The organism is Neobacillus sp. CF12, from assembly GCF_030348765.1.
GTDB lineage: Bacteria > Bacillota > Bacilli > Bacillales > Cytobacillaceae > Neobacillus.
Genome location: NZ_JAUCEU010000007.1, coordinates 3,916,733 through 3,929,432, shown reverse-complemented (window position 1 = coordinate 3,929,432; position 12,700 = coordinate 3,916,733). Strand labels below are relative to the sequence as shown.

Here is a 12,700-nt window from a genome sequence, read left to right as displayed (position 1 = left end):
AACTGTCATAAATTAGACCCTTTTTCTTCATATCATCTATATATTTTCTCTCTATATTTACTCTATCACGAATCATTGGAGGAAAAAATAATGGTAAAACGAAAGACATTAGTCTCAGCTGGAATGGCAACCGCTATTCTCTCTGCACTTTTAATTAGCGGATGTGCTCAAAAAGAAGCAGCTGCTACAAAAGAAAAAACTGCGGCCCCGAAAACAGAGGAGCTTAGTTTTGATGAAAAACTTGCCGGCGGAAAACTAGGCAGTGAAAGTCTAGCATATGTAGGCGGCGGCTCTAGCAATAAAATCTGGGTGATTGATGCAAAATATCATAAAATGCTAACAGCCATTGATATCGAAGGGCCGAAGAACGAAAGAACACAACAATTGTATCCTAACCTTCATGATACCCATGCTGTTACTTTTACAAAAGACTTTAAAACAATGTTTACCGTCGATTGGTTTGAATACGATGACACTTCCTATGCCATCGCACTTGACCCTATTACGTTTAAAGAATTATGGAGAGTTCCAGTTGGAAAAGGAGGACACCACTCGGCACTCTCACCTGATGATAAGTATCTTTATGTAGCAAATCAATACGGCGGTACCGTTTCAGTTGTGGATGTCCATTCGCATAAAAAAATAGCCGACATTCCTACTGGCGAGGGAACAGATTATATCTCTCCATCTATGTACTGGGATGGAAAAGCCATTGACTCACCGTATCTCTTTATTAGTATTGATAAAGAAGATAAGGTAGCCGTTCTAGATTGGAAAAGCAATAAAATTGTAAAAGACATTCCTGTTGGTGGCAGCCTCCACGGTGTAAACCTTACACCTGACGGAAAGTCAGTATGGACAGCAGTTGGCGGTACAAAAGAAGTTGTCATCATTGATGTTGCCACACTTGAAATCACAAAGCGGATTTCTTTTGAAGGCGGTCCTATTCACATATCCCTTAGTCCAGATGGAAAGTTTGCTTATGTAACGACTGGTGGTAACAAAATATTCAAACTTAATACAAAAACCTATGAAAAACTTTGGGAGTCAACCGGTACGACGATTCCTGCCCACACTGGCATAAGCCCAGATGGCAAGGAGCTTTGGACATTAAATCATGGAATGGATAAGCGTTATCCATATAAACTTGGCGGTGAGGCAGTTTCAGGTGTTCAAATTTGGGACACAGAGACTGGGGAATTAATTACCGAAATCCCTGCAGAGGGTGTACCGCATGAAATTCAATTTGTCCCTTATTCCGCTTTAATCGACGAAGTATCTTTAAGCAGCGAAGAAGTTCACTCGCAAGGAACCCATTCCGTTGCAGAAGCAGGAGAAGTTGTCTATAAAGAGAACTGTGCCTCTTGTCATGGTGAAAAGCTTGAAGGGAATGCCGGTCCTAGTTTAACAACAATCGGAAGTCAGCTATCCAAAAAGGAAATCCTTACACGAATTCAAGATGGTAAAGGCATGATGCCAGGCGGACTTGTTGATGAAACGAACGCAAAAATCTTGGCTACATGGTTATCGGAAAAGAAATAATCCATTACAAAGCATTCTTCTTAAAACTGAAGGATGCTTTTTGATTTACTAGATTGCTAGATTCCATTATTACAATTCGCTACATCTCTTTGAACCCCTCTATTAAAATGTATAAAGAATTTCATAAATGCCAAACTAAACTGTACTAAAAGATGAAAGGAGAAGATGATATGACGAAAAAGGTTAATAAGGGCAGTCAAAATCAAAATTCGCCGCAAGCCGATCGTGCTGAGTCAAAATATGCTGAAGCGGAATTCGCAACTGAGTTTGTCAGCGGTGATAATAGCAAGGGAAATAAGCACAATAAAAGTCAGAAAAGCAAGACGAACCCGAAATAAGCGAAAAGCCGGCTTTCCAATTAGGGAAGCCGACTTTATTTCAATCTATTGAGGAGTGGAAATTGCTGCAGGAGAAGTACGTATGTCTTTTTGTTCTTCACTATTGAACTGCTCCTGTAATTCTAGGTTTGCTTTTTCTGCTTCAGATTGCGCTTGAACAGGAGCATGGACCTTTCCATCTTCCAATTGTTTATTGATTTCATTATTGGCTTCTACAGTGTCATTTGATGCAAATGGGTAATTTTGCATGATAAATAGCTCCTTCTTTAGATATATTTTAGAACACTACCGTTATCTTCCCCACTCACAACATAAGTATCACATAAAAAACTGTCCCTAATCGGGACAGCTGATATATCTATTACTATTGCGTGCTAACAATTGTATCAAATTCTAATTGTCTGATTTCCTCGGCTATTCTTTCTTGGATATGCTCGACAATAGAAAAGTCCATTGCAGAAACATAAATACTTTCAAGCTTATCATGAAGTTCTTTGGCTCTCGCTAAATAAGAGATAGCTTCCGTCATTTTAGTTTTGTAGCTTGCTGCAATTGGTTTAATCTTATCTTCATAGATCTCATCTGTACCCGGTGTAATCAGAAGTTCATACATATCAATGATTTCATCACCGGCGCGGCTCGGAAAATACTCGTGTGGAGCGGTACTATCAAAGATAGCAATGCCTAGCTCTCTAAAAATAACCATATCGAGGCTGTTAGGGTCAAATCCGCAGTGATAAACCTCTGTATCAATCCCTCTTGCTTCTGCAGCAGCTGCGATCTTCTTTAACATTGTTGATTTTCCAGAACCAGGGCGTCCCTTAATAAAATAACGTTTTTCAATATCTTCCGTTAAATTTGGGACAAAATCAACGGCTCCCTTTGGTGTCGCTGCCCCTAAGAATCGGTGGCGGATATCGGATTGCTTATTTATTTTAAGCTTGCCAAAAAAAGATTGAATTAATTTATTGGTCAGTTGGTCAGCTTTTTCAAAATCCATGTTTTCAATATAAATTTTCTCCCAATCATCATGAACATCCAACGCCTGTTTAAAGGTAGAGTAGGCTAAATTATAGGATGCACTAATTTGTTTTGTTAACCGTTCAATGTTCTTTTTCTCAACAGCAAGGGCTTTTGCGTCCCACGCCTCACCCAAATTAATATATTGTTCTACCGCTCCTGGAGCATTGGGTTCGATTACATGTGGAGCCGTTCCATCAACGATTCCTACCTTTAAACCGCGAATGATCACTCCATCGATTGAATGGTTATCTGAAGAACAATGTAGGAATTCGATATCATATCCTTTTTCGACCCATTCATTGCCTATTTTTTTCATCAGCGATGATTTCCCTGTTCCAGGACCACCTTTAAGAATATAAACACATTCCAGCCCTTGGAGATTCGACTCATACAAGTTATGGAATCCTTTAGCAGTATTACCGCCTGCATAATAATTTTTTATCTTTCCTGCCACTTGCGAACACTCTCCTTTACGTGACATAGCAAAGTACATTTCACCATATACTATGCAATGCCGTTTTATAGGTGAATGCCTACTACATTATTTTCTAACATCAGGTGTTTGGGCCTTTGTCAGATTAACTAACACTTTCGGGTCAATCACGATTTGAACGCCAATTTTGCCAGCACTGACAACCATACTCTCAACCTCTAAACAGCTTTCATCAATAAATGTTTTATATTCCTTTTTCATCCCTATCGGTGAGCAGCCTCCGCGGATATATCCCGTCCATTTCAAAATATCCTTTACCGGAATCATCTCTACATTCTTTTCACCAGCTGCCTTGGCTGCCTTTTTCAGATCTAGTTCTGCCTCAACCGGTATTACATAGACATAAATGCTCTTACTCGCTCCCTTGGGCGACCAGCGTCTTGTATACCTCACGGGCCTCTCTGCCAATCTTGGCGGCGACAGAAACACCATCAATTTTTCCATCTTGGTTATCGTATGTAAGTACCTCGTAAGGTATCTTTTTACTATCTAGTATCCGAATTGCATTCGTTTTGACCTTCGCCATTTTCTTCATCCTTTTTACCATTATTATAGCAACTTTCTCCGTTCAACATAAAAAATAAGGGAAGGAATGATAGGTTCCTTACCCTTTGTTTTGTATCTATGAACATCTAAAGGATCGTATTCTTCTTAGATCGGTTCCGTAATATACCCAGCGGAATCCTCTCCAACGATATCCAGCAATTGAATCTCGTCCAACATATGTTGGATAAAACCAGAAACTGCTGCCATTGTTTAGCCAAATATAGGTATAGCGGTAAAGGCAGCCTCTAATGGCTCCAGGGTCAACTGCGTATAAAGAGGGTGATTCTTGTGGCGTATAAGATGGTGGCGGTGACTGTGGTGCCCCACCTTGTTGTGGTCCTCCCCCAAAAGGAGGGAATCCTTGCTGCCCTCCACCAAAAGGCGGGGGTTGAAATCCTGGCGGTTGTCCTCCCCCGAATCGAGACAACTCACTTGGTTCTAAATTTGGTGACAATCCGTAATAATTAGGATAACCATTATAATACATGACATTTCCTCCTTATATGTGTATTCCTTTTAAACTATGCACATAAGACTATATAGGTTAAAGAAAGCTTCCACGGAATCTCCACATTGTTGTCACCCGTTTGTCACTCTATTAATCCTTCATTATATTAAAATAAAGGTAGTTAGAAAATAATTACAGAAAGCAAAGTGGGATGAACTTATTAGGTTAATCACTTTGCCACGATTAATTCAAAGTGAATATGTGAAATTATTCACAATTAAAAATATAACTATTAATAAACCGAAAAGGGTGGCTTATATGAAATATGATTTGGTCCTTTTACACGCACCAAGTGTTTATGACTTTCGAAAAAACTCCCTGCTTGCAGGTCCGATTAGCGATGTTGTACCATCATCACCCGTATTTGAAATGTATCCAATTGGGTTAACAAGTATTGCTGATTATTTAGAACGGTACGGACTTCGTGTTAAAATTATCAACATTGCCAACCGCATGCTGATGAGTGAGAAATTTGATGTAGAAAAAAAGCTAAAAAAAATCAAAACCCGTGCTTTCGGGATTGACCTTCATTGGTTGCCGCATGCACACGGCAGTATTGAACTAGCTAAAATTGTAAAAAGGCTTCATCCTGATACACCGATGATCTTCGGAGGTTTATCAGCAACCTATTATCATAAAGAGTTAATTGACTATCCATTTATTGATTTCGTTATGCGCGGTGACTCAACGGAAAAGCTTATGCTTCTGTTGATGAATAAATTGGAACTTGGAAATACTCACTATGCAGACATTCCAAACTTAACATGGAAGAAAGGCAGCGAAGTTGGCTATAACCCGATCACCTATGTACCAACGGATTTAGATGATCTTGACGTACCGGGCTATCGCTATACAGTCCGTTCTGTGTTTAAATACCGTAACTTTCTAGACCCGCTGCCATACAAAGGCTGGCTTGAATATCCTAACACCGCTTTACTAACAGCAAGAGGCTGTTCGCAAAACTGTCTGATTTGCGGCGGTTCCAAGGATGCCTATGACCAAAACTGTGGAAGGAGTTCTCTCGCATTACGTTCACCGGAAAAACTTATCGACGACATTCAGTTTATTTCTCGCTTCAGCCGGGCACCGATCTTTATCCTTCATGACTTGCGCCAAGGCGGTCGTGAGTATGTAAAAGAGTTCTTCAGCCGTCTTAAAAAGCTTAATCTTAAAAATGAAATTGTCTTTGAATTGTTTCAATATGCAGGCGAAGAATTTTTCCAAATGATGAATGATAGCTGTGCAAAATATAGCATTGAGATTACCCTTGAAACACATGATGAAAAAATTAGACGCTATAACGGCAAGTTTAACTGTACAAATCCAAAAGTAATTGAAACGCTTAATTTTGCCTTAAAACATGGCGCTAAGAAAATTGATTTATTCTTTATGACTGGAATACCAAGTCAAACCTATCAAAGTGCCATTGAAAACATTGATTTTTGTGAAGAAATCCACCTGGCATGTAATAAAGACCCAAGACTTTTCTACTTTGTAGCGCCGCTTGCACCGTTCCTTGACCCAGCAAGCCCAGCATTTGAAAATCCTGAACTGCACGGTTTTAAGAAATTCTGTCATACCCTTGAGGACCACCGCAAGGCGATCACGCAGCCTTCATGGAAGCATATGCTCAGCTATGAAACGACACAAATGACACGGGATGACATCGTAAGATCAACCTATGATTCGGCTCAAAAGCTTAATGCGTTTAAAATAAAATACGATCTGATTGACCAGGCTGGCTACGATGAAATCAAAGGAAAGATTGAAAAGTCACAAGCCTATATTGAAAAGATTGATTATGTTCTTTCACTAGCTGAAGAAGAGCAGAAAGCTGAATTAGATTTAATACAAAAGGAAATTGAAGAGTTAAATAAATATAGTATCTGTGGGAAGAACGAGTTAAAGTGGGAAGTTCAAAAAAATTATGCAAACTTCTTCTCCCTAGCATTAGTCGGTTTAGAACAGCTTTATGAAGAGCATGTAGGAAAAATTAAACATGCCTTAAAGCCGAAACTCCGCCACCAATTTAAACTTGAAGCCGAACAGCAAAAGGTTAAAATGTAATCAGCCAAGCAAAAAGACGTGTGATTGATCACACGTCTTTTTAATGTCCGCCTAGATAGGCCATTCTTATTTGATCGCTTTGATTTAGTTCGTCAGAAGATCCTGAGAGGACGATTTTTCCTGTCTCAATAACATAGGCACGGTCAGCAATCGATAACGCCATGTTCGCATTTTGCTCTACTAACAAAATGGTAGTGCCTGATTTGTTGATTTCTTCAATAATCCGAAAAATAGTCTTAACCAATAAGGGAGCAAGTCCCATCGAAGGCTCATCTAATAGCAAGAGTTTTGGACGTGCCATCAAGGCTCTGCCCATTGCCAGCATTTGCTGCTCACCGCCTGATAACGTCCCAGACAGTTGCTTCCGCCGCTCAAGTAAACGCGGAAACAAGCTATAAACCTTTTCAAAGTCTTCCTTAATGCCTTGCTTATCCTTCCGTAAATAAGCCCCTAACTCTAAGTTCTCTTCTACAGACATATTTGAAAAAACTCGACGGCCTTCAGGGACATGTGAAAGTCCTTGTTTTACAATCGACTGTGCTACCTTGCCTGAGATTGATTGTCCTTCAAATAAGATATTCCCGTTTTTTGGTTTAAGTAGTCCGGAAATTGTTTTTAACAGCGTACTTTTCCCCGCTCCATTTGCCCCGATTAAGGTTACAATTTCCCCTTCGTTAATCTCGAGCGAAACACCCTTTAATGCATGGATAATTCCATAGTACACATTGATATCTTCAATTTTCAGCATTACGAAACCTCCTCCCCTAGATACGCTTCGATGACTTTTGGGTTATTTCTGATTTGCTCAGGGGTGCCATTTGCAATAAGTTGACCATGGTCGAGTACATAGATTCGCTCACATACACCCATTACAAGAAGCATGTCATGTTCAATAAGCAAAATGGTTAAATCAAATTTTTTACGAATTAAGGCGATTAAATTCATTAATTCTTCTGTTTCCTGTGGATTCATACCCGCTGCAGGTTCATCCAGAAGCAATAGTTTTGGATTAGCCGCCAGTGCTCTAGCAATTTCTAGCCGGCGCTGCTGTCCGTAGGGGAGATTCTTCGCCGTTTCATGCATGACATTATCTAAGTTAAATATTTTTAAAAACTCAATTGCCTTTTCCTCCATATACTTTTCTTCTGAAAAGTGCTTAGGGAGGCGGAAAATTGAACTCATAATCGAATGTTTCGCAAGTGAATGATAGGCTACCTTAACATTATCAAGGACCGACAATTCACTAAACAAACGAATGTTTTGAAAGGTTCTGCTTATACCCTTTTTGGTAATCTTATAGGGTGCTAAACCATTTAATTTATCTCCATCTAACTCAATACTGCCTTCAGTTGGTACATATACGCCCGTTAACAAGTTGAAGAAAGTTGTTTTGCCTGCACCATTCGGTCCAATTAACCCCACTAATTCACCTTGTTTCAATTCAAGGTTCACCTCAGAAACAGCCTTTAATCCTCCGAAACGAATGCCTGCATTATTTACTTTAAGCAACGGTTTGTTTGTCATGAGTTGACCCTCCTTTTGAAGACTTTCCAAACTTAAAGAATGAGGTCAGTTCTCTTGTTCCCATTAATCCCTGTGGACGATAAAGCATCATCAATACCAATACTAAGCTATAAATAATCATCCTTAATTCAGGAAAGCTTTGTAGGAAGGTAGAAACAATTGTGAGCAAGATCGCAGCAAGTACTGCGCCAGACATACTGCCTAACCCGCCAAGAACCACAAAGATTAAGATATCAAAAGATTTTAAGAAGCCGAAGTTTGTCGGCTGGATAATGAAAAAGTTGTGCGCATATAAGGCGCCCGCCAAGCCGGCAAAAAAGGAACCGATGACAAACGCAATGACCTTATAATAAGTAGTGTTAATCCCCATGGCGTCAGCTGCAATTTCATTTTCTCTGACAGAAATACAAGCTCGTCCATGTGTTGAATTTGTAAAGTTTCTAATAACGATTAGCGTGAGCAGGATACTTCCAAATAGCCATGGCCAAGTGGTGAGTTGAGAAACGGTCATCCCGCTTGCCCCGCCAACATATTCAATATTTAAAAAGACAATCCGGACAATTTCACCAAATCCAAGTGTGGCAATTGCTAGATAATCTCCTTTTAGCCGAAGAGTAGGGATCCCAATAATTAAGCCTGCAATCGCAGCTGCAACTCCTCCTGCCAATAAGCCAAGGGAGAAGGGAAGCTCTAATTTCATCGTAATAATAGCCGAGGCATAAGCACCTACAGCAAGGAAACCTGCATGTCCAATCGAAAACTGTCCAGTAATTCCAATAATCAGATGTAAGCTTGCAGCAAGAATAATGTTAATACCAATAAAGTAAAGTGTGTTTACATAAAAGAAATTAATTATTTCTCCGGTAATTAAAAATTGCATCACAACACCAAATACAACGGCTAAAACGATTGATAACCAAAAACCTTTTGCTGACTTAAGAATACTCATCGCAATAGCCCCCTTATACTTTTTCCCGTACATTTTTACCGAATAAACCGGCTGGACGGAAAATCAAAATTAAGATCAGTACGACAAACGCTACGCCATCTCTCCATAAAGAGAAACCGGCAGCACTTACAAGCGACTCAATGACACCTAATAACAAACCGCCAACCATTGCACCTGGAATGATTCCGATTCCGCCAAGTACGGCCGCAACGAAGGCTTTAAGGCCTGGAATGATTCCCATTAACGGTTCAATTTTTGTATAGTACATCCCAAAAATAACACCTGCTGCGCCTGCTAAAGCAGAACCAATTGCAAAGGTAGCAGAAATGGTATTGTTAACGTTAATTCCCATCAATCTAGCTGCATCCATATCATGAGAAACCGCACGCATAGCTTTACCAATTTTGGTTTTATGAACAATAAATTGAAGTAAGATCATTAGTGCAACGGAAGTTCCCAAAATCAACAGTGATTGGCTGCTAATTTGAACACCGAAAAGGTCAATGCTTTTTGACGTTACAATGTCACCAGGGTAGGCTTCCGGCTGGGCACCACGTACATATATCACTCCATATTCAATTAACAGCGAAACCCCTATTGCGGTAATAAGCGCCGCAATCCTAGTGGCGTTACGCAATGGTTTATAGGCAATTCTTTCAATCAGAACTCCTAGAATAGCACAAGTTACCATCGAAATAAGCAAAGAAGGAAAAAATCCTAAATCTAAAATAGTAATAGAATAAAAGCCAATAAATGCACCTACCATGAAGACATCTCCATGGGCAAAGTTAATTAATTTTACAATCCCATAAACCATTGTATAGCCAAGGGCAATCAACGCATAGATACTGCCTAGTGACACCCCGTTAACAAGCTGCTGTAAAAACTCCATGTCTTGACCTCCTAAAATTAGGAAAATATTATTTAAAATAGGAATAGGGAGATATCCACTCTCCCTATTCTTTTATTTCTATAAAAATGTCTAGCTACAGCGCCCCTGTGCAAGGCGCTTTCGCTTTTCTAATTACGGATTTACTTTTGTATTAAATTCTTGTTTACCATCTTTGTATTCAAGGATTACAGCTGCTTTAACTTGGTCATGGTTTTTGTCAACTTTCAAAGTACCTGATACAACTGCAAGACCATCTGTTTCTTCAAGTGCTTTGCGGATTTTCTCAGGATCACTGCTGCCAGCACGTTTAATAGCATCAGCAATGAAATAAGCAGTATCATATCCTAATGCACCAAAGGCATCTGGTGATTTACCATCATATTTCCCTTGGAACGCTTTTACGAAATCTTGAACTTTTGCATCAGAGTCTCCAGATGAATAGTGGTTTGTGATGAATGTATTATTTAACGCATCAGCACCAGCAATATCTACTAGAGTAGGAGAATCCCAGCCGTCGCCGCCCATAACTGGAACATCAATTCCAAGTGCACGAGCCTGCTTGATAATTAAACCAACTTCCTCATAAAATCCTGGAAGGAAAATGAAATCTGGGTTTTTCGCTTTAATATTTGTTAGGATCGCATTGAAATCAGTATCCTTTGCTACATATGCTTCCTCAGCAACAATCTTTCCGCCGCTGCCTTCAAATGATTTTTGGAAAGAAGCTGCCAATCCCTTTGAATAGTCGCTGGAACTATCAATAATGATAGCTGCATTTTTCACTTTAAGATCTTTTGAAGCAAAGTTAGCGGCTACAGTTCCTTGGAATGGGTCAATGAAACAAGTACGGAATACAAAATCATTTAAAACCCCTTCCTTGAAAGTAATCGTTGAGTTTGTTCCTGTTGGTGTAATCAGTGGAGTTTTATTTTTCTGTGCAATTTCCACCTGTGCCAATGTATTTGTACTTGTTGCTGCACCAATGATTGCTGAAACTTTATCTTGGCTGATTAATTTAATGGCCCCATTTGTTGCTTCAGCCGCATCTGATTTATTATCGAAGGTTACAAGTTCAATCTTCTTGCCATCAATACCTTCTTTGTTGATTTCTTCAATAGCCAATTTCAGACCTTCTTCAATGGACTGACCGTAGGATGCTACTCCGCCGGAAAGCTCAAGGTTGGCTCCAATTTTAATTGTTTCGCTGTCTTTGTCACCGCTTGTACTGGATGCACCACCACAGCCAGCCAACACACCTGCCGCCATCATGAACGACATAAAAATACCCGCAAGTTTTTTCTTTCGCATTGTCTATACCCCCTATTTTTGAATAGTCCCCTTAACCCGTTGTATATCCCCGAGATGTTTAAAAAAAGATAATATTCTGAAAACATTGTACAAGATAAATTTCTATTCGTCTAGTACTTATATGCGTTATTTTAATATAATTCTGAAAAATCAAATACATAGTGATTTCCCACTATATTCGTAGGAAAAAAGGGGTCCATACACTGCTAGTCTTTAAAGTGATACTGTGTTAAAAAATAAGAGAGAGATTCCGTATGGGAATTCTCTCTCAACTAAACATTATTCTAATACTACATTTTTTGTTTCTTTTCCTAAAAAGATGACAGCAAACGCGGCCACGAAAACGGATATACAAAAGATTGTAAATATAGTAGAAATTGGGGTTTGTTGTGCAACAAGATAACCGACTAATAGCGGTCCAAGCACTCCCCCTAAACGGCCAAATGAAGCTGCCGACCCTGAACCCGTTCCACGAATAATCGTAGGATACTGTTCTGGTGTATAGGCATATAATCCGCCCCACGCTCCCAAATTAAAGAAGGATAATAATATTCCCGAAGTGATTAATAGTGCAGTGGACTCGGCATTCCCAAAAAGAAAGGCGCTAATGGCTGTTCCAATTAAATAGACAGCTAAGACAAACTTTCGTCCGAATTTCTCAATCGCCCATGCTGCCGTAAAATAACCTGGCAATTGCGCCAGAGTCATAATCAAAACATAGCCAAAACTTTTAATAAGACTGAAACCTTTCAACACCATCACACTTGGAAGCCATAGGAACATTCCATAATAGGAAAAAACAACACAGAACCAAACGATCCAAAGCATGGTTGTTCGGCGGCGATACTCATTTGTCCATAGATTGGCGATACTTTGAAATGCTGATATCTTTTCTTTATCTTTTATGGCTTCAAATCTTGGTGAATCTGGCAGACCCACCCGTAAATATAGAGCGTACAATGCCGGTGTTGCGCTAATTAACAAGGCAGTCGACCAGCCAAACCTCGGAATAATAAAATAAGAAATAACTGCAGCGATCAGCCAGCCAGCAGCCCAAAAACTCTCCAGTAAAACAACAATTCGGCCCCGTTTTTCAGCTGGCACACTTTCAGACACAAGTGTCGATGCAACTGGAAGTTCACCGCCAAGACCCATCCCAATAAAAAACCTTAATATAAGAAAGATGGTAATGGATGTGGCAAATGCGGAAATTCCGCTGCCAATCGAAAATAATAATAATGTAATGATAAAAACATTTTTCCGTCCAATACGGTCGGCCATTAATCCAAAAATAAGTGCTCCTACAGCCATTCCGATGGATTGAATGCTTCCAATCCAGCCCATTTGCTGTGCGGATAGATCCCATTCTACTTTTAAAGCCGCAATAATGAAGGAAAGCATTCCTACATCCATTGCATCAAACATCCAACCCGTACCAGAAACCCAGAGTAATTTCCGATTAGAAATTTCTTTTTTCATAACCAGCCTCCTTTCCTTTCATTATTCCCTA

General features: G+C 39.7%; 12 protein-coding genes and 1 pseudogene. 3 read left to right on the top strand and 10 right to left on the bottom strand.

Features of this window, described 5'->3' with window-relative positions:
- The first annotated feature begins 90 nt into the window (after positions 1-90).
- Complete coding sequence (locus QUG14_RS18755) at positions 91-1,542, top strand: c-type cytochrome (RefSeq protein ID WP_289341963.1); 1,452 nt, start codon at positions 91-93, stop codon at positions 1,540-1,542.
- Between the two features lie 170 nt (positions 1,543-1,712).
- Positions 1,713-1,880 carry a hypothetical protein gene (locus tag QUG14_RS18750; protein ID WP_289341962.1) on the top strand — a complete coding sequence of 56 codons (168 nt, stop codon included), beginning with the start codon at positions 1,713-1,715 and terminating at the stop codon, positions 1,878-1,880.
- Between the two features lie 45 nt (positions 1,881-1,925).
- Here the strand turns inward: QUG14_RS18750 and QUG14_RS18745 are convergent, their stop codons facing one another.
- From QUG14_RS18745 to QUG14_RS18730, 4 genes and pseudogenes are all read right to left on the bottom strand, one after another.
- Positions 1,926-2,129 carry a hypothetical protein gene (locus tag QUG14_RS18745; RefSeq protein WP_289341961.1) on the bottom strand — a complete coding sequence of 68 codons (204 nt, stop codon included), beginning with the start codon at positions 2,127-2,129 and terminating at the stop codon, positions 1,926-1,928.
- Between the two features lie 115 nt (positions 2,130-2,244).
- Positions 2,245-3,357, bottom strand: a complete 1,113-nt coding sequence (locus tag QUG14_RS18740) for a PRK06851 family protein (protein WP_289341960.1) — start codon at positions 3,355-3,357, stop codon at positions 2,245-2,247.
- Between the two features lie 87 nt (positions 3,358-3,444).
- Positions 3,445-3,922, bottom strand: a pseudogene (gene ybaK, locus QUG14_RS18735) (Cys-tRNA(Pro) deacylase).
- A gap of 96 nt (positions 3,923-4,018) precedes the next feature.
- Positions 4,019-4,429 (bottom strand): hypothetical protein, encoded by a 411-nt coding sequence (locus QUG14_RS18730; RefSeq protein ID WP_289341959.1) that lies wholly within the window; start codon positions 4,427-4,429, stop codon positions 4,019-4,021.
- A gap of 279 nt (positions 4,430-4,708) precedes the next feature.
- Between QUG14_RS18730 and QUG14_RS18725 the strand changes: the two genes are divergently transcribed.
- A complete protein-coding gene (locus QUG14_RS18725) occupies positions 4,709-6,517 on the top strand; it encodes a TIGR04190 family B12-binding domain/radical SAM domain protein (RefSeq protein ID WP_289341958.1) in 1,809 nt (602 codons plus the stop codon).
- 40 nt (positions 6,518-6,557) lie between these two features.
- On the opposite strand, the gene QUG14_RS18720 is transcribed toward QUG14_RS18725, so the two are convergent.
- From QUG14_RS18720 to QUG14_RS18695, 6 genes are all read right to left on the bottom strand, one after another.
- Positions 6,558-7,265, bottom strand: a complete 708-nt coding sequence (locus QUG14_RS18720) for an ABC transporter ATP-binding protein (RefSeq protein WP_289341957.1) — start codon at positions 7,263-7,265, stop codon at positions 6,558-6,560.
- Positions 7,265-8,041 carry an ABC transporter ATP-binding protein gene (locus QUG14_RS18715; protein ID WP_289341956.1) on the bottom strand — a complete coding sequence of 259 codons (777 nt, stop codon included), beginning with the start codon at positions 8,039-8,041 and terminating at the stop codon, positions 7,265-7,267. The genes QUG14_RS18720 and QUG14_RS18715 overlap by 1 nt, the downstream gene beginning before the upstream one ends.
- Complete coding sequence (locus QUG14_RS18710) at positions 8,019-8,990, bottom strand: branched-chain amino acid ABC transporter permease (RefSeq protein WP_289341955.1); 972 nt, start codon at positions 8,988-8,990, stop codon at positions 8,019-8,021. Before QUG14_RS18710 ends, QUG14_RS18715 begins: the two co-directional genes overlap by 23 nt.
- A gap of 13 nt (positions 8,991-9,003) precedes the next feature.
- Positions 9,004-9,882: a branched-chain amino acid ABC transporter permease gene (locus tag QUG14_RS18705; protein ID WP_289341954.1), complete on the bottom strand. Its 879-nt coding sequence runs from the start codon at positions 9,880-9,882 to the stop codon at positions 9,004-9,006.
- A gap of 132 nt (positions 9,883-10,014) precedes the next feature.
- Complete coding sequence (locus QUG14_RS18700) at positions 10,015-11,190, bottom strand: ABC transporter substrate-binding protein (RefSeq protein WP_289341953.1); 1,176 nt, start codon at positions 11,188-11,190, stop codon at positions 10,015-10,017.
- 279 nt (positions 11,191-11,469) lie between these two features.
- The gene (locus QUG14_RS18695; protein ID WP_483310741.1) at positions 11,470-12,669 is read right to left on the bottom strand and encodes an MFS transporter; all 1,200 of its coding nucleotides are present in this window, start codon (positions 12,667-12,669) and stop codon (positions 11,470-11,472) included.
- Between the last annotated feature and the right edge of the window lie 31 nt (positions 12,670-12,700).

Excerpts from the sequence above, each read along its gene's own strand:
- QUG14_RS18705 (WP_289341954.1), bottom strand. The coding sequence starts at position 9,882 with ATGGAGTTTTTACAGCAGCTTGTTAACGGGGTGTCACTAGGCAGTATC.
- QUG14_RS18715 (WP_289341956.1), bottom strand. The coding sequence starts at position 8,041 with ATGACAAACAAACCGTTGCTTAAAGTAAATAATGCAGGCATTCGTTTC.
- QUG14_RS18695 (WP_483310741.1), bottom strand. The coding sequence starts at position 12,669 with ATGAAAAAAGAAATTTCTAATCGGAAATTACTCTGGGTTTCTGGTACG.
- QUG14_RS18755 (WP_289341963.1), top strand. The coding sequence starts at position 91 with ATGGTAAAACGAAAGACATTAGTCTCAGCTGGAATGGCAACCGCTATT.
- QUG14_RS18750 (WP_289341962.1), top strand. The coding sequence starts at position 1,713 with ATGACGAAAAAGGTTAATAAGGGCAGTCAAAATCAAAATTCGCCGCAA.
- QUG14_RS18745 (WP_289341961.1), bottom strand. The coding sequence starts at position 2,129 with ATGCAAAATTACCCATTTGCATCAAATGACACTGTAGAAGCCAATAAT.
- QUG14_RS18720 (WP_289341957.1), bottom strand. The coding sequence starts at position 7,265 with ATGCTGAAAATTGAAGATATCAATGTGTACTATGGAATTATCCATGCA.
- QUG14_RS18725 (WP_289341958.1), top strand. The coding sequence starts at position 4,709 with ATGAAATATGATTTGGTCCTTTTACACGCACCAAGTGTTTATGACTTT.
- QUG14_RS18710 (WP_289341955.1), bottom strand. The coding sequence starts at position 8,990 with ATGAGTATTCTTAAGTCAGCAAAAGGTTTTTGGTTATCAATCGTTTTA.
- QUG14_RS18700 (WP_289341953.1), bottom strand. The coding sequence starts at position 11,190 with ATGCGAAAGAAAAAACTTGCGGGTATTTTTATGTCGTTCATGATGGCG.
- QUG14_RS18730 (WP_289341959.1), bottom strand. The coding sequence starts at position 4,429 with ATGTATTATAATGGTTATCCTAATTATTACGGATTGTCACCAAATTTA.